General features: G+C 65.8%; 18 protein-coding genes, 1 pseudogene and 1 riboswitch. Of the genes and pseudogenes, 11 read left to right on the forward strand and 8 right to left on the reverse strand.

Annotated elements, in window-relative coordinates:
• Positions 1–21: 21 nt before the first annotated feature.
• Together K7957_RS15570 and K7957_RS15575 are read right to left on the reverse strand one after the other, a co-directional pair.
• Positions 22–738, reverse strand: coding sequence for an SDR family oxidoreductase (locus K7957_RS15570; RefSeq protein WP_223013036.1), 717 nt, complete (start codon positions 736–738; stop codon positions 22–24).
• Between the two features lie 52 nt (positions 739–790).
• Positions 791–1,465 carry a peroxiredoxin-like family protein gene (locus tag K7957_RS15575; protein ID WP_343228431.1) on the reverse strand — a complete coding sequence of 225 codons (675 nt, stop codon included), beginning with the start codon at positions 1,463–1,465 and terminating at the stop codon, positions 791–793.
• A 111-nt stretch (positions 1,466–1,576) separates the two neighbouring features.
• On the opposite strand from K7957_RS15575, the gene K7957_RS15580 reads away from it, so the two are divergent.
• Together K7957_RS15580 and K7957_RS15585 are read left to right on the forward strand one after the other, a co-directional pair.
• A complete protein-coding gene (locus K7957_RS15580) occupies positions 1,577–2,473 on the forward strand; it encodes a LysR family transcriptional regulator (protein ID WP_343228432.1) in 897 nt (298 codons plus the stop codon).
• 98 nt (positions 2,474–2,571) lie between these two features.
• A complete protein-coding gene (locus tag K7957_RS15585) occupies positions 2,572–3,342 on the forward strand; it encodes an enoyl-CoA hydratase/isomerase family protein (protein WP_223013040.1) in 771 nt (256 codons plus the stop codon).
• A 180-nt stretch (positions 3,343–3,522) separates the two neighbouring features.
• Here K7957_RS15585 and K7957_RS15590 read toward each other — a convergent pair whose 3' ends face one another.
• The 3 genes from K7957_RS15590 to K7957_RS15600 form a co-directional block, all read right to left on the reverse strand.
• Positions 3,523–4,008: a nuclear transport factor 2 family protein gene (locus K7957_RS15590; protein WP_223013042.1), complete on the reverse strand. Its 486-nt coding sequence runs from the start codon at positions 4,006–4,008 to the stop codon at positions 3,523–3,525.
• 920 nt (positions 4,009–4,928) lie between these two features.
• Complete coding sequence (locus K7957_RS15595) at positions 4,929–7,583, reverse strand: hypothetical protein (protein WP_223013044.1); 2,655 nt, start codon at positions 7,581–7,583, stop codon at positions 4,929–4,931.
• Between the two features lie 52 nt (positions 7,584–7,635).
• Positions 7,636–8,148, reverse strand: coding sequence for a hypothetical protein (locus K7957_RS15600; protein WP_223013046.1), 513 nt, complete (start codon positions 8,146–8,148; stop codon positions 7,636–7,638).
• A 189-nt stretch (positions 8,149–8,337) separates the two neighbouring features.
• Between K7957_RS15600 and K7957_RS15605 the strand changes: the two genes are divergently transcribed.
• The 3 genes from K7957_RS15605 (at position 8,338) to K7957_RS15615 (ending at position 11,821) form a co-directional block, all read left to right on the forward strand.
• The gene (locus tag K7957_RS15605; RefSeq protein ID WP_223013048.1) at positions 8,338–9,525 is read left to right on the forward strand and encodes a helix-turn-helix transcriptional regulator; all 1,188 of its coding nucleotides are present in this window, start codon (positions 8,338–8,340) and stop codon (positions 9,523–9,525) included.
• 374 nt (positions 9,526–9,899) lie between these two features.
• Positions 9,900–10,967, forward strand: coding sequence for an extracellular catalytic domain type 1 short-chain-length polyhydroxyalkanoate depolymerase (locus K7957_RS15610; RefSeq protein ID WP_223013050.1), 1,068 nt, complete (start codon positions 9,900–9,902; stop codon positions 10,965–10,967).
• Entirely contained in the window at positions 10,964–11,821 is an 858-nt protein-coding gene (locus K7957_RS15615) for a transglutaminase family protein (RefSeq protein WP_223013052.1), read from the forward strand. The genes K7957_RS15610 and K7957_RS15615 overlap by 4 nt, the downstream gene beginning before the upstream one ends.
• 258 nt (positions 11,822–12,079) lie before the next feature.
• On the opposite strand, the gene K7957_RS15620 is transcribed toward K7957_RS15615, so the two are convergent.
• The gene (locus tag K7957_RS15620) at positions 12,080–12,439 is read right to left on the reverse strand and encodes a hypothetical protein (protein WP_223013054.1); all 360 of its coding nucleotides are present in this window, start codon (positions 12,437–12,439) and stop codon (positions 12,080–12,082) included.
• Between the two features lie 1,694 nt (positions 12,440–14,133).
• Positions 14,134–14,243, forward strand: a riboswitch (TPP riboswitch).
• A 97-nt stretch (positions 14,244–14,340) separates the two neighbouring features.
• Here K7957_RS15620 and K7957_RS15625 point away from each other — a divergent pair.
• From K7957_RS15625 to K7957_RS15650, 6 genes and pseudogenes are all read left to right on the forward strand, one after another.
• Positions 14,341–16,581 (forward strand): TonB-dependent receptor, encoded by a 2,241-nt coding sequence (locus K7957_RS15625; protein ID WP_246617169.1) that lies wholly within the window; start codon positions 14,341–14,343, stop codon positions 16,579–16,581.
• Positions 16,582–16,628: 47 nt separating this feature from the next.
• Positions 16,629–17,738, forward strand: a complete 1,110-nt coding sequence (locus K7957_RS15630; RefSeq protein ID WP_223013380.1) for a phosphotransferase enzyme family protein — start codon at positions 16,629–16,631, stop codon at positions 17,736–17,738.
• Positions 17,738–18,292 carry a nicotinamide riboside transporter PnuC gene (pnuC, locus tag K7957_RS15635; protein WP_223013058.1) on the forward strand — a complete coding sequence of 185 codons (555 nt, stop codon included), beginning with the start codon at positions 17,738–17,740 and terminating at the stop codon, positions 18,290–18,292. The genes K7957_RS15630 and pnuC overlap by 1 nt, the downstream gene beginning before the upstream one ends.
• A 62-nt stretch (positions 18,293–18,354) precedes the next feature.
• A pseudogene (locus K7957_RS15640) lies at positions 18,355–18,844 on the forward strand (SDR family oxidoreductase); the annotation flags it as partial.
• 211 nt (positions 18,845–19,055) lie between these two features.
• Positions 19,056–20,066, forward strand: coding sequence for a hypothetical protein (locus K7957_RS15645; protein WP_223013060.1), 1,011 nt, complete (start codon positions 19,056–19,058; stop codon positions 20,064–20,066).
• A complete protein-coding gene (locus K7957_RS15650; RefSeq protein WP_223013062.1) occupies positions 20,066–20,524 on the forward strand; it encodes a hypothetical protein in 459 nt (152 codons plus the stop codon). Before K7957_RS15645 ends, K7957_RS15650 begins: the two co-directional genes overlap by 1 nt.
• Here the strand turns inward: K7957_RS15650 and K7957_RS15655 are convergent.
• Together K7957_RS15655 and K7957_RS15660 are read right to left on the reverse strand one after the other, a co-directional pair.
• Positions 20,516–20,968, reverse strand: coding sequence for a PaaI family thioesterase (locus tag K7957_RS15655; RefSeq protein WP_223013064.1), 453 nt, complete (start codon positions 20,966–20,968; stop codon positions 20,516–20,518). The two genes, K7957_RS15650 and K7957_RS15655, sit on opposite strands and share 9 nt — an antisense overlap.
• Positions 20,969–21,092: 124 nt before the next feature.
• Entirely contained in the window at positions 21,093–21,677 is a 585-nt protein-coding gene (locus K7957_RS15660; RefSeq protein WP_223013067.1) for a TetR/AcrR family transcriptional regulator, read from the reverse strand.
• Positions 21,678–21,745: the final 68 nt, after the last annotated feature.

Raw genomic sequence — 21,745 nt, forward strand, 5'->3', positions numbered from 1 at the left:
TCTCCACATTAAGTGTCGCGGTCAGAACGCGGCCTTGCCGATCGAGGCGCCGCCGTCGACGTGGATGGTCTGGCCGGTCATGAAGCCCGCGTCCTCGGACAGGAGGAAAGCGATCGCGGCGGCGATCTCGTCGGGCTGACCGAAGCGCCCGATCGGCACGCCCGCCAGGTAGCGGCGCTCGCCGTCGCTGCCGGGCGCGTTGTTGGCGCGGAACAGCGCGGTCTCGGTCGGGCCAGGCGAGACGGCGTTGACGGTGATGCCTGTCGTCGCCAGTTCCAGTGCCCAGCTTCGGGTGAAGCTGACCAGCGCGGCTTTGGCGGCGGCATAGGCGGTGCGCTCGACCGCGCCCAGAACGGTGAGGCTGGTGATGTTGACGACGCGGCCCCAGCCGCGCGCCGTCATGCCGGGGAGCAGCGCCTGCACGGATTGGAGCGCGGAGTGAAGATTGACCTGCATGACCTCTTCAAGCGCCGGGATCTCCACCGCGCCGAGACGCTGCGGCCGGACGAGCCCGACATTGTTGACGACGCCGTCGAAGGCAAATCGGCCGACCAGATCGTCGAGCGCCTCGTCCCTCTGGCGGCCATCGGCGAGATCGACCTGGACCAGCGTGCCCGGAAAGTGCGGAGCCTCGCCACGGGCGAGGCCAACGACCTCATGCCCGCTGCGTATCAGGCGATGCGCAAGCGCGAGGCCGATGCCCTTGCTGGCGCCGGTGATGAGGAATGTGCGGGGCACGCGAGACTCCTTGGGGGTGCCCCGGCCGCTTCGCTGGCCGGGGCATGAGGGATCAGGCGACGACGCTGGTGGCGCGGCGGAGCGCCGGCAGCATGGCCTCGGGCTCGGGGCGGCGGGTATAGTCTGGGTTGACCTCGGCGTAGAGGATCGTCCCGTCCTGGCCGATCACGAAGCGACCGGGCATCGGCAGCGTCCAGCTCGGATCGCCGTTGAATGCCGGCAGGTCGTTCTTCAGCCCCTTATATAGTTCGACAAGATAGTCGGGCAGTTCGAAGCGCAGGCCGAAGGCATCCGCGACGTTGTTGTGCGTGTCCGACAGGATCGGGAAGCCGAGCGCGTTCTGGCGCACCGACTTGCGGCTGTTCACCGCTGTCTGCGGCGAGAGCGCGACCAGGCTCGCGCCAAGCTGCTCGAACGCGGGCAATTCGACCTGGAGCGCCTGCAGCTCCAAGTTGCAATAGGGGCACCAGACGCCGCGATAGAAGCTGATCACCAGCGGCCCCTTCGCCAGCAGGTCGGCGGACGAGACGGGCTGGCCTTCGGGATCGTTCAGCGTGAAGGCGGGCGCCTTGTCGCCGGCCTTGAGCGCGCGAGCTGCGGCGCCGCTCGCGATCAGCTCGGCGGTCGCGCGGCGCATCGTCTCGATGACGGAGGGCGGCACATTGTAGGGCGGCTTGCCCGCGTCGAAATCGGCTTTGAACGCATCGAGCTTGGCTTGCAGGGTCACGGGGTCTTCTCCTCGGGGCGGCGGCATCGCCGGGCAAGGAGGAGATGCACCGTCGCCCCTCGACAGAGCAGCCGCGTCGAAGCGATAACGCTCATTCCAAGGAGGAATGAGGTGGACCGATATCAGGCGATGGCGGCGTTCGTGCGCGTGGTGGATACGGGCTCCTTCTCCGCCGCCGCGCGTCAGCTCAACGTCGGCCAGCCGGCCGTGTCGAAGACGATCGCGCAGCTGGAGGGCCGGCTTCAGGTCAGCCTGCTGACGCGCTCGACGCATCGCCTCACGCCGACCGAAGCGGGCATGCGCTTCTACGAGCGGGCAAAGGCCGCCATCCGCGAGGCGGACGAAGCGGAGCTGGCCGCACGCGGCGCCGGCGCGGGGCTCTCGGGGTGTCTGCGCATCTCGGCGGCGACCACCTTCGCGCGCCTTTATATCCTGCCGCTGCTGCCGCGCTTCCTCGATGCGCATCCCGAGCTCGAAATCGACGTCATCCTCGACGACCGCGTGATCGACCTGATCGCCGAGGGCATCGACGTATCGCTGCGGATGGGTGCGCTGCCGGACTCGTCGGCCGTCGCGCGCAAGCTGGCGACCGGCGGCCGCTCGGTGTTCGCGACGCCTTCCTATCTCGCGCGCGCCGGCCAGCCGCGAAGCCCCGCCGACCTCGCGGCGCATGAGACGATCATCTACACCCAGCTGACCGATGCCTGGTCGTTCACGCGTGCGGGAACGGAAGCGTCCGTCACGGTGCGCGGCCGGGTGCGAGTGAATGCGGCCGAGGGGCTGCGCGCGGCGGTACTCGCCGACATGGGGCTGACGATCGGATCGGACTGGATGTTCGGACCCGAGCTCGCCAGCGGCGCGGTCGTGCGCGTGCTGCCGGACTGGTCGCTGCCGCCGATCGACCTCTGGGCGGTCTTCCCGGGCGGCCGCATGGCCAGCGCCAAGGCGCGTGCCTTTGCGAGCTTCGTCGAGGCGGCGCTCGACGGCGTCTATTCCGCGGTGGCATAAGCCTTATCGCCTCGCGCCATCGTCCGCGCCGCCGCGAACCCGCCTAGCTGATCCTGACGCCGCCGCTTCCCGCGGCCGCAGGATCGAGGATCAGCACCATGGCCAAGTTCGACACCTATCGCGACGCCTTCCCCAACGCCCGCCTGAGCCGCAAGGACAATGGCGTGCTCGAGGTCGCGCTCCACACCGACGGCGGCAAGCTCGTCTTCAGCGGCCACACGCACGAGCAGTTCGTCGAGCTGTTCCATCAGATCGGCGAGGATCCCGGCACTCGCGCGGTGATCCTGACCGGCACCGGCGACGCCTTCATGGATACGATCGATCCCGAAGGCTTCGACTTCTTCAGCCCCCAGGGTTACGACAAGATCCTGCGTGAGGGCCGCAAGGTGCTCTCCAACATCCTCGACATCGAGGTGCCGATGATCAGCGCGATCAACGGCCCGGTGCTGCTCCACAGCGAATATGCGCTGCTAACCGACATCATCCTCGCCACGCCGGAGACGGTGTTCCAGGACAAGCCGCACTTCGAGTTCGGCATCGTGCCAGGCGACGGCGTACACCTGCTCTGGCCGCATGTGATCGGCTCGGTTCGCGGTCGTTATTTCCTGCTCACGCGCCAGCAGCTCGATGCCGAAACCGCCCAGCAATATGGTGCGGTCAACGAGATCGTGCCCGCCGATCGACTGCTCACCCGCGCACACGAGATCGCCGACGGCATCGCCGCGCTGCCGCCGCTCACCGGCCGCTACACGCGCATCGCGATCACGCAGCCGCTCCGCCGCCTGATCGATGAGGGCGCCGGCTATGGGCTTGCGCTCGAAGGTATAAGCGCAGCCGCTGTGGCGCGCACGATGGCCGCACAGGTCTGAAGCAAGGAGTAGCAGCGTGTCCACATTCCTGCCAAACCCGACCAGGCCAACGGCTTTGCGGCGCATAATGCGTATCGGCTGCAGAGATGAATGGGCGTCCGGACTTGGGAGCCGGGCAGGGCGCCGGGAGTGGCCGCTTCTGGGTCCTCGGCGCGAGAGGGCAGGTGGGCGCAACGCCCACTAGCGGGCTTCCGCTGCCCTCTTCGCCACGACGTTCGCGTGCCGCGCGAACCAGCGCCATCTGCCGCCCTCCCGGCGGTACACGTTGGTGTAGCGGCGATCGAGCGGGACCGCGCCGTAGGTGCGGCCGAGCTCGCTCTGCGGGGTGGGCGTGAAGACCTCGCGCCCCATCACAACGCCGAGGTCGCCGTCGACGGTAACGCTCTCGATCGTGCGGTCAAAGTCCTCCGCGCCGATGCGGCCGTCGCGCATCATCGCAAGGAACTGCGCGCGGGTGAGGACGCGACCGGTGGGGGCGTTGATCGTCAGTCCAGGCGCGGACAAGGCGTCCAGCGCGCCGACGTCGGCGCGGGCAACCATCCCCTTCTGCTGCATGTCGAGAGCGGCCAGCGCGGCTTCCGCCGCCTTCAAGGGCTGAGTTTGGGCGAGAGACGGTGACGACAGTACCAGGACGAGGCCGACGGTGGACGCAGGCACGAGGCGCATGTCGAGTCTCCGATAGGCGTTGACGACGAGACTGACAGATACCTCAGCGAAGCACCACCGAGAGCTGACGTCCCGCTTCGCCCAATGTCAGACGCTCAAGGTAGGTCCGACCGGGAGCGTTGGCGACTCGCCGCGAGACGGGTTAGCTGTCACCCCGACGCAGAGTCTTCTCGATGAGCCAGAAGTGAAGGCGCTGCATCACGAGGAAAAGAAGGCCGGTGCCGATGAGCCCCGGCAGCACCATACATCTCGATCGCAGGAGCGACTACAGAGCCGGCGTTCCTCTGCCCCCAGCACAGACCTGCTTGGCGGCGAACTGTCCTTTCTGCGGTGGGCTGACGCAAAGATCGGGTGGCGGTGAGCTTGCGTCCGCGAGCGCCCAAGCAGTCACCCACCGGCATGCTCCTAAGCGCTCAATTAAGGCCAACCCAACGCCCTCGCGGAAACACGCAGGGCGTCGATTGCGGGTATGAACGAAAGACCGGGGTTGGGGAGCGGTCAGGGCATCGGGAACGACCGCTATTGGATCCCGATACGGTCGCAAAGAACCGCTTTCGCCATTGTTTCGCTCGATGGTAGACGAGCGGCTACCTTACCAAATCAAGCGCCGCGTGAAGTATCAGCGGGCAACGCTCCACAATACCCAGGTGACTACGCGGCGTGGGGCGGTGACGGTAACTTGCCAGATACCGCACGTAGTCGTATTCCTGCTCGAGCGAGCGACCGCCACGCCCAGATCAGCGCGCTTAGTCATAGGTGTTCGTCGTTCCGCCGCGGCGAACGGCTCCGCGTCTCACTGCCTGCTCGGCTGCAGCCGTACCCATATTAGCGCACTGTCCCTAATCTGCACCTGGCCACGAACACCTCTGTCCACCTGACTATTCGCGAGTTGCTCCGCGACACTCCGCCCCTGAGACCGCTCACCTGAGGAATTGGTACGCAATCCAGATTTGTACCTCGGCAAGATCTGTGAGATCGAGTTTCTGGTTGCTGGCCTCATCGTCCGGAACTGCCAGGGTCCATGTGCCGCCGACGCCGCGCCCCCAGAACGCCAGCGCGTCCGGCTCGGTATGGAGGAATTCGGCGTCGCTGACGAGCGAGGCGTCGAGCGGCTCGACGTCGGTCAGTCGCGTGCTGGTACGTTCCAGAAGCATGTCGGCGTCGAGGTCGGCACTGCCGCCAATCCGCTGTTCGTAGCGGGAACCGTGCGTGATCTCGCTGGAGATCGTGCCGGTGCGAGTCCGTGCGCCGACCAGCGCCACTGCGACGTTGCGTGCCTTGGCTTCCAGGCGCCCGCGAGGGGCCGGATCGACCATGAAGCGGAGCGTGCGCGTCGCGCGGAAGTCCGCGAGAAGCGCAGGATCGTTGATCGAGAGCCGAAGGACGTCGTGGTCGCGTGCCGCATCGCCGGTGACCTGTAGGAAGTGCTGGCTGAGCGTCGCGGGCAGCAGTAGCTTGCCCCAGGCATCCTGAAGCTCGCGCAGCATCGTGGCTCCGTCGACTCGGCCTTCCCAGTAACGTCGCTGCGTCTCCGGATGGATCATGCCGGAGTCGAAGGCGATGCTTCGCGTCTCGTCGCGTCTGGTCACGATCTCGACCGCGCGCTGCGCCCGGAAGGCTGCGTCGAGGATCACGTCCATTCTGCTCAGCGCAACCGCCAGACTCTGGAGGGCCAGCTGGCGCAGGCTCACGACGGAGTTGCTGATCTCGTTTCTCGCGTCCGTGATACTGGCGACGAGCTGATTGGCCTCGCCCGCAGTCGCCTCGGCGGACTTCGCCCGCAGCTCGGCGATAGCGACATCGTTCTGCGAAAGCAGGAGCGCGTGCGCGGCGACCGCCGCTTCCTTGACCAGACCGGCGTGCTTGGCGTTGTCGGGCGTGATGCCGTCACCGATCTTGTTCACCACGTCGATGAAGTCGGCGATCGTGTGGCCCGCCTTCACGAGGTCCTGCGCCTGCTTGCCGAACTGCTGTGCCGCCTTCGACACCGCTTCGGTAGGCGGAGGCTGCTTGCCCTTGAACAGCTCATGCGCGATCGGCCCCGCGCTATCGACCACCGACTTGCTGAGCGCCATGAGAGAAGGCACGATGGCCACCAGGCTCGCTCCGCCGCTGGGTATGGCGCCGATCACGCTGATGACCGCCCCGGCGACCGCGGCGACGGTGGTGAACACGCCGCCGACCTTCATCTTCTCCTTCTCCATCTCCTCGAGCGCGGCGTTCACCTCGCCGTTGAGACGGGCAAGTTCGGCCTGTCGATAGTCGAACTCGTCGCGAGCCTGGGTCAGCTCCTTGGCGGAGATCTCCTGCTGGCGCTTCGCCTCGCTCGCGACCTGCTGTGCCTGACCGATCTGGTTCTCTGCGACGTGAACGAGGCTCGCCTGCTGCTCGGCGCTGAGCTCCGCATCGACGGTGGTCGAGAAGAGGCCGAGCGACAGGTCTGCGAACTGGACGTACGCCTCCTGATAGTCCTGGAACTTGGGAAGCAGGTCCAGATTACGCGGGAGACCGAGGACGTTGAGGCCGCCGCCGGTCCATACTGCGCGCCCGCTTTCTGGATCGGTGACGGGCAGGCCAAGAAGCTGCTCGCGCAGCTGGTTCGCGCGTCGATTGTCGTACTGAAGCTCAAGGGCACGATCCAGCTCAACGACCGCCAGTGCGCCTTCGCTCGACCCGTCGTCGGAGTGGAAGCGGCGATAGTGCCACTCGCCCATCGAAAGGCGAAAGGGAGCCCAGTGATTTGCGTAGGCCCCGAGGTGAGGACGCAGTCCAGCGATATAGTCGGCCTCGGAAAGAGTGTAGATCTCCGGCGCGACGGCGGTGCCGACCGGCCCGGCGGGGCCGCCGCTGCCGTTCGGCCCGGGCAGCTCGTCGAGCGCGTACTTGCCGTCCTTGCCCCGCGGCCCGGGCGGCCCTCCTGGGCCCCCTGGGCCCCCCGACCCGTCCATGGCGCAGTCCTGTGGAGCAGCGACGCTGATCGTCACGATCTTTCCGGCGGCGCCCCCCGGAGCGCCGGGGCCCCCACTGCCGCCGGGGCCGCCGCGGCTACCCTCGGCGATCTCGGGCTCGCCTCCTGGCCGGACGATCTTGCCTTCGACTCCGTTGCCGCCCCGACCACCCTGCCCGCCCTGTGAGCCTGTGCCCCCCGCCGCGGACACCCGCAGGTTGCGGATCTCGCGGCACATGATCGTCACAGGAGTTCCCGATCGCCCCGCTTCGCGACCCGGCTGGCCGGTGCCGCCGGCACCTCCCGGAAGCGGGCTCCACGCGCCGGTCAGGTGATGTCTGCCCGGAGTCCCACCGTCGCCCGGTAGTCCCTGGGTTTCCGGCTTCGGTGACGGACCGGAGGCGTCGATCAGCAGCCCACCTCCCTCGAACAGATCCGCGAAGAAGAGGACTTGTCGACCCGTCTGCGCGCGGAAGCTGTTGTCGGGAAGGCCGCCGGCGTAGCGGATCACCCTCGCCAGGAAGAAGACCGATCCGCTGCCGACGTAGTCATTGTAGAAGGCCTGATGCTCGGGCCCGAGTACGATCTCGTCGGCGATGAAGGGATAGTTGAAGGGCAGCATGACCATGGACGGACTCCCGACAGGGCTGGATTGCACCTTCGACCGGTGCGAGCGGGCCTCAGATCGTGGAGTTGGAGATGCTTCCAAGAACCCGCGCCCAGTCGTCCTCGTCGTTCGCCAGTCTCAGATCGAAGTTGGCCAGCCTTCCTTCAGGAACGATGGAGACGAAGGATCGGCTGTCCTCGAGTTCCGTCGTTCCCTCGCTTGCTCCCTCGTAGAAGCGCACGTTGATCGTTGCCTGGCAGGCGCCGGTGGCCGAGTTGAGCACCCCGACTATGTCGATTTCCGTCCTCTCCTCTCCGCCGAAGCCTTGTTGCCACGTCAGCAGCACCGTCCCAGGTCCGTCGGCGGACACCAGCGACTCTTGGGAGAAGCCGAAGGTACCTTCCCCATCCGAACCGAAGGTCTCGTAGTCGTGCATCGTCACGGTGCCGCTGACGAGCACGCGATGTGCCACAGCACCGACCCTGGCGGCCGCGAGCGCTACGGCCCTGTCGTCTCGCAGTCGAATTCGAGATTTCCATTGCGTTGGCAGCTGGACCTCGAACACCGCAGTATCACCATCCACCATGACGAAGTCTCTCCCTGAGTTGCCTTGGTCCTACGATGCCTGCGCGGGTGCCGCGTCCACCGTTCGGTGGAGATGATCGAAGGTGACCTGACCGAATGCGACGAGTCGATACACGACCGCGACGATGAGCGTTCCTTCTTCGCTTCAGCTGACGTAGTGTCCTCGGGACGTCGACGTCGGAGCCTGGCGATGGACGAACTGATCGCGGCATCGGAACTTTCGCACCTTATAGGTCTGATCTACGACTGCGCGCTCGATCCTGCGTGCTGGCCTTTGGCGATGGACGCGATGCGTCGATCGATGGACTTCGAGGTCTCGACCCTCAACCTGCAGCGGCTGCCGTCATTTGAGGTCATCCTCAACGTCACGGCGAACGTGGCGACCGAGTATCTGCCCATGATCGACGCGGCGGGCGCCGACGTCGTCGAGCAGTGGGGAGGCGAGGAGCGCATCATGTCGCTCGCCCTGGATCGGCCGCACGTGCTCTCGCGTGTAAATCCCGCCTTCGATCCCGCGACCACGACGAACCATTACTATCACGCGTTTGCGCGCCCCCAGGGCTTGGTCGACGTGCTGGCGTTGCCTCTCGCACGTGACGCTCACGGCTACGGCTCTCTCGCATTCGGCCGGCACGAGAGCGCACCGCCGATCGGCGATCGCGAGATGGCCATAATGACGCTGCTGCTGCCGCACGTTCAGCGCGCCGCCACCATCAACCGCCTTATCGATCAGGCTGAGTCTGCCCGTCGAAGCCTCGCGCTGGTGATCGACCTCCTCACCCTGCCGGCCATGCTTGTGAGCAAGACGTGCGAGCTGATCCACGCCAACTCGGCGGCAGCCCGCCTGTGCGAGGCAGGCGACCTGATCCGGCGGCGGGGATCCCGGCTTGAGGCGGTTGGATCGGACGCCAATCGGACGCTGGAAGCGGCGCTGGCGAGTGTTGGCTCGAACGAGGCGCGTCGTGAGCGGTCCGCCGTCGACATCCCAATATGGGGTCGCGATGGTGCGGCCGGTGCAATCCAGGTGCTCCCATTGCTTCTACGGTCCGATCGCGATCATGCCGAAGCAGCCGCCGCCGTCTTCGTCGCGGACGTGCGTACCCCGTTCGTGCCGCCGATCGAACTTGCAGCAGCCCTGTACGATCTAACTGCCGCCGAAGCTCGCATCTTCCGACGTCTTGCTCTGGGAGAGACTGTCGCGGAGGCGGCTGCGGGACTTGGCGTCGGTGCGAGCACCATCAAGACGCACATGCTGCGAATCTACGAGAAGACAGGGCTGAAGCGAAGGTCCCAGCTGGTTCGGCTTGCGTCGACGCTCGCGACGCCCCTCAGGGTCTCGGAAGCCTGGCGACCGGGAATGGGAGTAGGCGGGGGCTAGGCTGTCGCCCCTCTGCCCTGCGGCCTAATCCCATCGCCAGCGGCTCCGAGCTTGCGGGACCGGGCGGGCCGCTGAAGCCAAGTGAACCCGACTGCGGTGGGGCACACAGATGACTCGCTCACCACTATGAACGGGCGGCCGTAATAGGGAGGCGGGCAGAGGCCTCTGAGTGACCGCCTCTGGGTCTTCGATGAACGAGGAGAGGGCGCGTAACGCTCAGACGCCGAATCTGATTGGCCGGGCAGGCCCTTCGCACGGTCGTCACCTTGCAGGAGCGCCGCGGACGCCCCAATTATGCTGCAACGCACAATGATCGCGCGGGCGGCGGTCGCATCTTAGGTCCGTTGCTCCTCACTGCCGGCAAGGAGCATCTTATGCACTCGATTTCCGACACGATCGCGCGCCTCAAGGATCGTTCGCTGCCAATCCTTCGCACGGGCGGATCGGACAACAATCTCGCGCCGTTGGAAGGTAGCGGAAGCAATCCGGGCGCCTTGCGCGCCCTCTTGTACGTGCCAGGCAGCCTTCCCGCGCACTCCCCGCTGGTTGTCGTGCTTCACGGGTGCACACAGACTGCCGCGGGTTACGACCATGGCTCGGGCTGGTCGGAACTCGCCGATCGGTTCGGCTTTGCTGTGTTATTCCCAGAGCAGCAGCGGGCGAACAACCCTAATCTCTGCTTCAACTGGTTTTCGGCAGAGGATGCGCGGCGCGGTAGCGGCGAGGTCGAGTCGATCCGCGAGATGGTCGTCGCCACGGTCGAACGCCACCGGCTCGACCCCGCGCGGGTGTTCGTCACCGGCCTGTCGGCGGGCGGTGCGATGACCGCGGCGATGCTGGCCTGCCATCCCGAGCTCTTCGCCGGTGGGGCGATTATTGCCGGGCTGCCGTTTGGCACCGCGCGCGGAGTGCCCGAGGCGCTGGAGCGGATGCGGGGCCGCGGCCATGATCGCGCAGGCCTCGTCGACCGAGTACGGACGGCATCGCCGCATCGCGGGCCGTGGCCGGCCGTGTCGGTCTGGCACGGCAGCAGCGACGCGACGGTGGACGCTGTCAACGCCGCGATGATTGTCGACCAGTGGCGCGGGCTCCACGGGGTCGGCGAACCGGACACGACGGAGCGGGTCGTCGGGTACGTTCACCGGATCTGGCGCGACGCCGCCGGCCGCGGCGTCATCGAGGAGTACGCGGTCGCGGGCATGGGACATGGCACCCCTCTGGCGACCCGCGGCGACGAGGCCTGCGGCACGCCCGGGCCGCACATGCTCGACGCCGGCATCTCCTCCACCTACCGCATCGCGGCCGCGTGGGGCATCGTTCCGGCGATTGCGCCGCCACGGCCCGTCGAGGCGCCCGCCATAGCGCCCCTGTCGCCCACGCGCTTTGACCCGACGGCGACGATCAACGACGCCCTGCTCGCCGCCGGCTTGATCAGGCGGTGAGGCTGCGCATCCGGCACATCACAATCTACCGCTATGCCCGGCCGGTCAGCTTCCTCGATCATCGCCTGCTGGTCACTCCGAGGTCGGGCCGCGACGTCACCACGATCTCGTCGGCCGTGACGGTCGACCCTGCCGCCGAGCTGGTCTGGAGCGAGGACGCTGCCGGCAACACCGTCGCGCTGGCGCTGATCCCCGACGCTGCACTCGCGTTGACGATCCTCGCCGAGCACGAGGTGTTCCACACCGCCGACCCCTATCCGATCTTCCGGCTCGACCCAGCGGCGTTTCGTCATCCGTTTGCTTACGCACCCGGCGATCTCGCGCTGTTCGGCGCCGGGCTGCTCGACTCTGCGGTTGAGGACGACGCTGCGGCGGCAGCGTGGCTTGCCGGCTTTCGCGCGACCGCTCCGGACAACACGCTGATGCTGCTGAACGCACTCAACGAGGCTGTCGGCATCGCCATCGCGTATCGCACCCGCGACGAGGAAGGCACCCAGCCGCCGTCGCGTACCCTCGCGCTGCGCAGTGGTTCGTGCCGCGACTTGGCGGCGCTGTTCCTGTGGGCGGTGCGCCGGCTGGGCTTCGCGGCACGGGCGGCCTCCGGCTACCTGTTTGATCCCGGGAGCGTGGCGGGGGATGTCGGCGCCACCCATGCCTGGTGCGAAGTCTTTCTGCCGGGCGCCGGCTGGATTGCCTTCGACCCTACCCAGCGCCGAATTGGCAGCGCCGGGCTGGTCGCCACGGCGGTCGGCGTGACCAGCGAAGCGGTGCTACCCGTCGTCGGCGGCTTTCTAGGCGATGCCGCCGATTTCGCCGCCATGGAGGCGAGCGTCGTCGTGACGGCCGGCGCATGAACATGTGGCAGCCTGATTGCTGCTCAACACACCAACGAAAACAAGCAGGCTGCTGAACGAACGCCCGTAAAGCCGCATCGGCGTCGAGAACGGACGTTCAGTTAACCTGCAAGATTTGGCCAACGGAACAGCTACGCGGCACGGCCAGCAGGTTCAAATCCCGGGATGAACGAAGATCCGAAGTTGGACGGCGGGCAGGTGGCCTTCGATGACTGGTAAATGCGTCCACGATAATCCCAAAGCACTGCCTCCCGTCCTTCACTCGCGATCTCTGGCGAGCGCGGCCTCGAGATCCGCCTGGTTTACGGTCATTGTGCGCGTGGTACCGCCGCTGCGTAGGATGAGGAGGGTAGCGATGCGCCGGTATACCGTCCGGTCATTCCCCTCGATAATCTCCTCATCGACTTCCAAGTCGTACGTACCGGCGGGCTCGGGTCCGTCGAACCCGGTCAGTCGAAAGGCCGACCTAAAAGTCACCGTGGCTTTGGTGGTGCGAACCCCTGTCACCGTATCGACCGCCCTCGGTCTTCGTGGGTTACCCGGGCGCAGGCGTTGGAAGCCGCGCCGGTCGTTTCGGTCGACGCGGCCAGGCGCCCCCTCCAGAGAGGAGGTGTCCATGAAAGCTCACCTTGAGGCTGGAACGTCGTGATCAAGCGTGGGCCAGACCGCGATCGGGGTTCTCGCTAAGCGCTCGATCAAGTTGCTCGCGTTGGCCGCCCTTCTCGGCTTCCTTACCGGCAGCACCACCATCAATCCGTGCCGGCCGTTGCTCTCGCTTTTCGGCCAGCTGTCCTTCTGCGCCCCACGCGTTTGCGGCGATTTGGGCTAGCTGACGAGCATTCGCGGGCGGCGCTCCCGTCGCTCGCCTCCTCTGGAGAGACTCTTGAGCCCGGCATAGTGCGGCTGAGGGATACATATGTTGTTCTCCAATGGTCTAGTCGCAGTCTCAGGTCTTCTTGGTGGTGGAAGCGGGTGGAGCGCCCTTGAGCGAGGGAGCGGACGCGTTCTGCTTCTCCGGACCCGGTTTCTTAGGTTTGCGTGCTTCTTTGCTACCTTTGCGCTGACTCTTCGCCATGTGGTCCTCCGAAGATAGAATTTGACTCTTTGATGTTGGCGCTAAGCTCGCTCAGTTTGCCTTCGCGTGCTTTGTGATCCGGCAGGACGTCGTTCGCTGATGATGCCGAGAACGTTGCTGCCTTCAAAATGAGCAGGTCGTCACCGGCATTGTGGCCTGGAAACCCGGTCCAAACCTCAACCCACCTCTGTCATGCCTTTAAACCTCGCTCCCCGATCGCCAATCTCAGGCGCGAGGATCGGCTTCTAAGTCGCCTCGAAGGAACTTAGCGTCAGATTAAGCCTCAGCGGCATACGCCGAAGATCGACGATCTCACGACCAAGCATCTGAGCCAGCTTACTGCCTGTGTGTCCCACCGAGACGCCACTTCGCAGGGCCGTGATGTCGCTTTGCGTCCAGCGTCGGGAAGGATTGCCGGCGAACGTCTCCGTCACGACACGAGGTGTCGTAGAAGCCACCCACGTGCTCGCGTCGACGTCAACGAGCTAAGATAGAGCATAATGATCAGGGCGGTGGGGACGAGCCAGATGATGCTCAGCACGACTAGGAGCCAGATCAAAGCTCTTGCTCCGAAGCCGGGTCAGCGAGGATGGCATCGACGCTGGCAGATGCGCTCACGACAGAAGAATGACGAAGAGGGGACCGCTCCTCCATTTGTTCGTCAAAATTCTTGATGCGATCGGCGTATCCGGTGGCTAAGCGCCGGTGAGACGATTGAGCTTCGGGCGAAGCGGCTGCGGCTGCTCTGCCCACGGATACCTGTTGCCGCTGGTGAAGTTCTGCGAGGTTCATCCATTTCACTCCGCGCGTAAGCGGGAGCGCGGGGTCTCTCAGCCGCTGGCGCTTACGAAAGGTAGCCAGCGATGTCCCCTATATGAGCGATAACGCTAGCAGATACAACAGACAGACTGGGCAAGCAGCCACACAGCCGAGCGGCCATCGGCCGTGCCTCACAAGCGAACAGCACGGCGGAGCTATCCTCCGCCTCGGTGGCCGCATCCCCTTCGCAAATGCTGCCGATCATGCCTGCTGTACCCCCACGCATTCCCGCTGCCACGTCCGTTCGGGCCCACTTGCGGGCCATTCAGCCAACTGCGCGAAAGGCCCAGGAACCTTGAACACCGAGATTAACGTGCGACCGTATCTGGGGGGCGGCGAGGCGCCCGGAACGACCGCTTCTAGGTCGTTCCCAATAGCTACGATAACCGTTTGCACAAACAATATAACCGCCTAGACGTCGTCATCCCCGGGGGGCCGCTGACGCGCGGCTGAGAGGTGGGCAGCAGCCCGTGACCCGCTGAACCTGATCCGGCTGATACCGGCGTAGGGAGGGTCGCGGCTCCGTCGTCCCTCCGTGTGGAGTGGACCCGACACGATGCCGGCTGTGAGTTCGCGTGCTCCAATGATGATCCGGTGCAGCACCGCAGCGCTGGCTGCGGGCTTTATGGCATTGTCCGTTGCCGCCTCGGCGCAACAGGCCACTGGGCTCCCAAACGATATCCGCGTCGTCGGTCACCGCGATCCCGAAGGTTTGCTGCCTGACCAGACCGAGCCGAGGGCAGTCAGTGCGATCTCCTCTGAGTTCATTGTCAAGCAGGCCCCAACGCTCAACGCGTTTCAGCTCGTCAATCTCCTGCCCGGTGCGAACGTCGCTTCCAGCGACCCTTATGGCCTGTCGACGAGTTCGAGCCTGACGCTCCGCGGGTTGGGGCAGGATCAGATCGGCGTGCTGCTGGAAGGCGCGCCGCAGAACGACATCGGCTATTATTATGCCTATCCGTCGCAGTTCGCCGATCCCCGGAATGTGCGGCAGATCGCGCTGGCGCAAGGGGCGATCGACATCGACTCGCCGACGGTGGGCGGGGCGGGCGGGTTGCTGTCGCTGACGCTCGACGACCCCAAGACGACGCGGCAGGCGCTCGTCGATCTCTCGCTGGGGTCCTATGCGTTGCGCCGCGTGTTCGCGCGCGTCGATACGGGGATGATCGGCACGACGGGGCTCAAGGCGTTCGTGTCCTATTCCAACACCCGCGCCGACAATTGGCGCGGCGCCGGCTATGACACGCGCCAGCATGTCGATGCCAAATTGCTCCGCGAATGGGGCGACGGCAATCGCGCCAGCCTGGCCCTGTCGTACAACGACGCGAATTCGGCGAGCTATCCCAGCCCGACGCTCACCGAGTGGCGGGCGCAGGGCCGTGATTTCAACTACGACGCGCGGTTCACCGCCGGGGACACCAACTACTGGCAGCTCTACCGGGCGCCGTTCCGCAATCTCTACGCCTCGGCGCCGGTGCATGTCACGCTGACCGATCGGCTGACGCTCGATACCACCACTTATCTCCAGTTCGGCTATGGCAACTCGCCCTACGGCACCCAGCTCGCCACCACCGGCAACTTCCTCGGCAGCGAGGAACTGACGCAACCGATCGTCGTGCCCGGCGCGGTCGATGGCGTCGCGACGGTGCTGGGCAATTACACCGGGAAGCAGAGGCGCACGGGCAGCGTGAGCAAGCTGACGCTGCGGGCGGGTGTCCACCGGATCACCGCCGGCCTGTGGTTCGATTACGGCACGGACCGCGTCACGCAGACCTACACCGCGGTCGATGGCGAGGGACGACCGGCGGACCGATGGGGATATCGCAGCAAGGCGATCCGCACCGCCGACGGCCGCCTGCTCGCCTATGAGAACCAGCGCACCGTGACCGTGACGAAGGCCTTCTTCCTCGCCGACAGCATCGCTGTCGGTTCGCGCCTGACGATCGATGCCGGCATCAAGGGCGTCGGCTTGTTGCGCAACGGGCGCAATTACCTGCCCGGGCCGCAGACCCGCGTGCGCCGCGACAGCTTCATCCCTTTGCCGCGCGCAGCGGTGCATTACGCCTTGGACGACCGTCAGCAGCTGTTCGCCAACATCACGACCAATTTCCGGACTCCGAACGAATTTACGCTGTACGACAGCTATGACGGTGGGGTCGTGTCGACCCGCGGCACCGATGCGCTGAAGAACGAATATTCGGTGTCGCAGGAAATGGGCTATCGCTACATCGGCCCCAATCTGTCGGGATCGATCACCGGCTTCCACTACAAGTTCCGCAACCGTCAGCTGGCGACAGTGGTCGACGCGGGCGGCGCGCAGGTTAATTCGACGCTGAACGCCGGCGGGCAGACCTCCTACGGCGTCGACGCCGAGATCGACTACCGGCCCGCCCGGGGCATCAGCGTCTACCTCTCGGGCGAGGTTCTGCGCGCGCGGATCGACGACGATCTGCCCGTTGGCGCCGACGATCTGCCGACGCGCGGCAAGCGCGCGGTGTCGAGCCCGGTGCTGCAGATTGGTGGCGGCGGCACGTATGACGACGGCCGCCTGTTCGGCAGCATGGCCGGCAAATATGTCGGGCGCCAATATGCGACGTTCATGAACGACGAGAGCATCAAGGGTTATGCGACGCTGGACGTCACCATCGGCGTGCATATGGCGGACTGGTTCGGCGGCAAGCCGACCGATCTGCGCGTCAACGCGGTCAACGTGACCGATCCGCATGCCCTGGCGGGCGTCCAGGCGGTCAGCACCAACGCCGGCGACGTGATCGGACGGCGCGGCACGGCCATCGGCGGCAATGCGCCCGCTTATTACATCGGCGGCGGCGCGGCCGTCGTCGCGACCCTGTCGCGTGGCTTCTGAGCGTGAGCGTCGCCGAAGACCAGGGGACCGGCCATCGCGTGCACGGCATGGGCCTCGCGATGGAGGCGCCGACCTGGCCCGCGATCACGGACGACGAGGCGGCGGGCGTGCTGGGCCGCTTTCCGGCCGCCGCACCGATCACGCGACTGTGCTGGCATTCTCCGCGTCCCTTCTCGGCGGCGACGCTGATCGATACGACATCGGGCGCGCTGCTGCTCAAGCGCCACGATCGCCGGGTGCGTACGCTCGCCGGGTTGGCGGAGGAGCATGGTTTCATCGCGCATCTCGCGCGGGCGGGGATGCCTGTCCCCGACGTGCTGCGCACCGCTGACGGGGCCGGCGCGGTCGCGACCGGCGAATGGACCTATGAACTGCATCGTCGGGGGGTGGGGGACGATGCGTATCGCGACCGGCCGTCATGGACGCCCTTCCGATCTCCCGCCCATGCTCATGAGGCCGGCGTCGCACTGGCGCGACTGCATCACGCGTCGCACGGTTTCGATGCGCCGGCGCGGGTCGCGCAGCCGCTGGTCGCCAGCGTCAGCATCCTGTCCGCCAAGGCGCCGCTGGCGCGTGCCGCGGCCTATATCGCCGCGCGGCCGGCGCTGGCTGCGTTTCTGCAGGGGCGGCCGTGGCGGCGTCAGCTGTCGTCGCTCTTCGCGGCGTCGGGCGATGGGCTTGCGCAGCGGATGGCGGATCAAGCACCGTTGTGGACGCACAACGACTGGCACCCCTCTAATCTTCTCTGGTCGGAGGACGGTAAAGTCGAGACTGTGTTCGACTTCGGACTGGCCGATCGGACCTGCGCCGTACACGACCTGGCGATCGCGATCGAGCGGACCGCTTTCGCGTGGCTGGAGCTTGGGGAGCGCCGGGATGATAACCTCGCCGACCCCATCGCCGCGCTTTCGCTGCTCGCCGGCTATGCGACGATCCGTCCGCTGGATCGCGACACGATCGACACCATCGTTCGGCTGCTGCCGCTAGTGCATATCGAATTCGCCTTATCCGAGATCGCCTATTTCGCCGGGATCGTCGGCGATCGCGACGCGGCAGCGCTTGCCTGGGAGGGATATCTCCTCGGCCATGCGGACTGGTTCCGCTCCGCCGCCGGGAAGGCCTTCCTAGCGCGGCTTCGCGGCGAGCGCGTTATCTGATGTCGCCCCTCGAGATCGCGGCGGTGGCGACCAGCTTTCTTGCGATCTGGCTGACTGCCCGGCGCAACATGCTGTGCTGGCCGCTCAACCTGCTCGCGTGCGCCTTGTATTACAAGCTGTTCCTTGACGTGCGGCTTTATGCGGACATGGTGCTGCAGGCGGTGTTCGGGATCGGCATCCTCTATGGCTGGATCGTCTGGCATCGCGGCCGGCACGGCACCGGCGCGGTCGTCGTCATGCCGCTGCGGCGGCTGCCGGCGATGGCCGGCTTGGCCGCCGGCCTGCTTGGCGGGCTCGCAATCGGGTGGTTCAGCAGCCGCCATACCGATGCGGCGCTGCCCTGGACGGACGCGACGCTCAGCAGCTTCAGCCTCGTCGCGCAATATTGGACGGCCCGCCGCCACAGCGAGAGCTGGCTGCTCTGGATCGCAGTGGACGTCGTGTATGTCGGAATGTTCGCCTTCAAGGGACTGTTCCTGACCGCAGGCCTCTATACGGTGATGATTGGCCTCGCGGTTATGGGCTACCGACGGTGGCGGCATGTGCGGAATTAGGTGCCTAACCACTGCCGTGAAAAGCTGCTTCTCTGATGTGGTCTAAGGCATTCCATTCTCAGCAGTACATGGGTACTTGTCTCGACAATTTTCTGACGACGATGAACATGTCAGCCTACAGCCTGGTCGCCGTCACAAAGCGCGGCGCGGGGATCATGCCAGAACGCGGATCGATCTTGACGCTGTCCTTTCATGGCGCCGAGAAGGTCATTCCCACTATAACGTCATGGGCGTGGCCAAAGCAGCGCTCGAGGCTTCGGCCATGTACCTCGCAAACAACCTCGGTACACAGAACATACGAATTAACACAATCTCGGCCGGTCCAATCAGGGCACTGGCGGCTAGCCGCATCGAAGACCTCTAGGAAATACTTAAGTGGACTGAGAAAAAAAGCCACTTTGACGCAATTTCACCATTGATGATGTTCGCGGAGCGGGCCTCTACTTTCTATCTGAGCTGCCAGCCGGCGTCACCGGCGAGATCCACCATGCTGACGCGGGTTGCAACGTTGTTGGCATGAAGCAGGAAGATACACCGAAAGTCGGGCTTTAACAAACACATTGCCTTGCGGTGGGTCGAGGGTGGCTTCGTCCGATCTGACATATCTTGCTTGTCATGGAACCGGCGCCGATCGGCGTCGCTTGCCTGGATAGTCGGGAACATCAGCGAGAGGCGGCGGCTCGGCCTCGGGGGATACCAACCCACCTGCGATGCATTCTCCCGTGTTCTGACGGCGCGCCGTCCAGCTGATCGCGGAGCCACCATGCCGACCGACTTCGACCGTACGGACAACCAGCACCGCCCACCGCTGGGGGAAACCCGGCGTCCTACCGGGCGGCCGCTGATCGTCACGCCCACCTTTGTCAGCCGCGTCGATGCGACGCCGCGCAACGAACGTCCTCAGGACGAGGGGGCGGCTCGCGATCGGCACGGGCACGAGGTCAGGCATCCCAACTGGCGGCCCGGCGCGCTGGCGATCGAGGACGATCGCAACATCGCCTTCGAGCATTGGGACGAATATTGGCGCAAGGTCCACGGTCCCAAATTCGCCTGGGATGAGCCGGGCAGTTCCTCCGCGCGGGTGCTGCGCTACGATCAGGTGCACCGCGTGGCGTCCGGACCGTCGTCATTCTTTCGCCCGCCATACCGTGCGATGGTGGATGAGAGCGGGCGGCTGCCATCCGATCCGGAAAAGCGGGTGCCCGATTACGGTCGACCCAAATGGGACGGCTTCGCCTACATCGCCTATGCCGAGGAGGACGACATCGAGCGTGTCCTCGACCAGGAGAAGTTCGCAGAACGCATCATTGCGGATGAGCAGACAGCCTTTCGCATGGTGACCCGCGAGTTCGCGCGCGAGCACATCCTGATTCCGAGCGAGCGTCACCGCGATCCCGTGAGTCTCGTCAAGATCCACGTGCGCCACCCCGACATCACGCGCGACGATTTCCAGCACCGTCTCCTCGGCGAGCATGCGGACCTGGTGCTGTCGCAGGGCGCAACGCGCGACCTCGTCCGCCGCTACGCGCAGCTTCACAATATCGGCTCGACGCAGGAGGACCCCGAAGGCGTGAAGATCGACGCGGTATCGGTGCTGTCCTTCGCCTGCATGAACGATGTCGAGGATTATCTTGTCCATGACGATCATGCCGCCATCGAGGCGTCGGAGACGGCCCTGACTGGGGAGGGGTCCGAATGGTGGACGGCAATCAACTACTCGGTCATCAATCGCCTCGCGCCCGAGACGGCCACCTCGCGGACAGGAGCTGAGTGATGCGTCCGCTCCCCGCCGCCATCATCGGCGGCCTCGTTGCCGGTGTTGCCACCACCGCGCTGATGACGGTGGCCCGCAAGACCGGCGTATTCGGTAAGACGCTCGACCGCGACGCGGTCGACTGGATCGACGGTGTAGCGGGAAGTCGCGCCGTGATTGGCGATGCCGGAACAAGTGTTGTCGAGTTCGCCAACCATCTGGCGGCCTCGGCCACCTTCGCGGCTGCGTGGCCGACCGTCCGGAAATCGGCTCCGACTCTGCCGGCACCGCTGCTGGCGGCCGGCTATGGCACTGCTCTTTATGCGATCAATATCGGCGCGATTGCCCCCGCCCTCGGGATCACCGAAGGCGAGATAGAGGCGGGACCACGTAAGGCAGCCGAACGCTGGACGGTACATGTCATCCAGACCGTGGTCACCGCCCTCATCGCGGACCGGCTGGCCGATACGTCAGGGTGACGGCTGGGCCTCGAACACCAGCAGCGTGGATGTAGCCGTCGCGCACAAGCGTCCGCGCTCGTCGTGAAGAGTGGCCTCGGCGAAGGCGACGCGCCGACCGACCGAGACGACGCGTCCCTCCGCGCGACACAGTCCGCTCTCGCTGGTCAGCCCCCGGATGTAGGATATCTTGAGTTCCAGCGTCGTATAGGCTTGCCCGGCCTTCAGGCTCGAATGCGCGGCGATGCCACAGGCGCTATCGAGCATTGCAGCGGCGTAGCCGCCGTGCACGCCTCCCATCGGGTTGAGGACGCTCGCATCGGGCCGCCCCTCGAACACCGAGCGCCCGCGATCAACCTCGACGAGGAATACGCCCAGCGTCTCGCCCATCGTTGGTTGGCGGCCGGCGGCGAGCAGCGCCCTGACCTGCGCCAGACCGTCTGCCTCGGGCATCATTTCGCTCATCGTTCGCTCTCCTGCTTCTTACCGAGATTGATATGCGCCGGTAGCGACAGGCCGGATCGTTACGGTGCCAGAAGTGCCGCAAGCTGGTCGTGGCCGTCCAGATCGGCACGGCCCAGCGTCACGTTCATCGGGTGGTTTCTCCTGATATGTCGCTCTCGGCAGCATCACCTGCGGCCCCGATCCACGCCCGCGTGCTGGTCAGCAGCTCGTCGGCCAGCGCCGGATCGCCGACCGCGCGCGCCATGACGAGAGCGCCCACCATCGCCGACCAACGCCCGATTGCATCGCGCCGACGTTCCGCCGGGTCGCCCGCGGGCAAGGAGCGCGCGAACCGGTCGATCTGCGCGTCCAAGCCCTTGGCCATCGCCGCGCGCGCTTCCGGCGTCTGCTGGCGCATCAGCCCGGCCAGGCTCGCCGTCGGGCATCCTTCGCCGGCGTGATCACGATGCAGCGGCGACAGATAGACGTCGATCCAGCCTTGCAGATCAGGCATGGTCTCACCCTCGCCAGCGAGCGCGAACGCGACCGTCCGCGCGACCAAATCGTCCTTGGACGCGAAGTGGCTGTAGAAGCCGCCGTGGGTCTGCCCGGCGGCCTTCATCACCTCCGACACGGTCACCGCATCGAAGCCTCGCTCCCTGAACAAGCGGCTTGCCTCGGTGAGGATGCGCAACCTGTTCGTCGCCATCTGCTCGCGACTGACCCTCATGCGAAATCTCCGATCGACGGGCTGACACATTTATGATGGTCATCACATACGCGTTTATCGTGACCACT

The organism is Sphingomonas yunnanensis, assembly GCF_019898765.1.
Taxonomy (GTDB): Bacteria; Pseudomonadota; Alphaproteobacteria; order Sphingomonadales; family Sphingomonadaceae; genus Sphingomonas; species Sphingomonas yunnanensis.

Bases quoted from the DNA above. Each gene is read 5' to 3' on its own strand.
- K7957_RS15605 (WP_223013048.1), top strand. From the start codon at position 8,338: ATGGACGAACTGATCGCGGCATCGGAACTTTCGCACCTTATAGGTCTG.
- K7957_RS15630 (WP_223013380.1), top strand. From the start codon at position 16,629: ATGGGCCTCGCGATGGAGGCGCCGACCTGGCCCGCGATCACGGACGAC.
- K7957_RS15620 (WP_223013054.1), bottom strand. From the start codon at position 12,439: ATGGACACCTCCTCTCTGGAGGGGGCGCCTGGCCGCGTCGACCGAAAC.
- K7957_RS15655 (WP_223013064.1), bottom strand. From the start codon at position 20,968: ATGAGCGAAATGATGCCCGAGGCAGACGGTCTGGCGCAGGTCAGGGCG.
- K7957_RS15660 (WP_223013067.1), bottom strand. From the start codon at position 21,677: ATGAGGGTCAGTCGCGAGCAGATGGCGACGAACAGGTTGCGCATCCTC.
- K7957_RS15600 (WP_223013046.1), bottom strand. From the start codon at position 8,148: ATGGTGGATGGTGATACTGCGGTGTTCGAGGTCCAGCTGCCAACGCAA.
- K7957_RS15610 (WP_223013050.1), top strand. From the start codon at position 9,900: ATGCACTCGATTTCCGACACGATCGCGCGCCTCAAGGATCGTTCGCTG.
- K7957_RS15590 (WP_223013042.1), bottom strand. From the start codon at position 4,008: ATGCGCCTCGTGCCTGCGTCCACCGTCGGCCTCGTCCTGGTACTGTCG.
- K7957_RS15645 (WP_223013060.1), top strand. From the start codon at position 19,056: ATGCCGACCGACTTCGACCGTACGGACAACCAGCACCGCCCACCGCTG.
- K7957_RS15650 (WP_223013062.1), top strand. From the start codon at position 20,066: ATGCGTCCGCTCCCCGCCGCCATCATCGGCGGCCTCGTTGCCGGTGTT.
- K7957_RS15625 (WP_246617169.1), top strand. From the start codon at position 14,341: ATGGCATTGTCCGTTGCCGCCTCGGCGCAACAGGCCACTGGGCTCCCA.
- K7957_RS15595 (WP_223013044.1), bottom strand. From the start codon at position 7,583: ATGGTCATGCTGCCCTTCAACTATCCCTTCATCGCCGACGAGATCGTA.
- pnuC (WP_223013058.1), top strand. From the start codon at position 17,738: ATGTCGCCCCTCGAGATCGCGGCGGTGGCGACCAGCTTTCTTGCGATC.
- K7957_RS15585 (WP_223013040.1), top strand. From the start codon at position 2,572: ATGGCCAAGTTCGACACCTATCGCGACGCCTTCCCCAACGCCCGCCTG.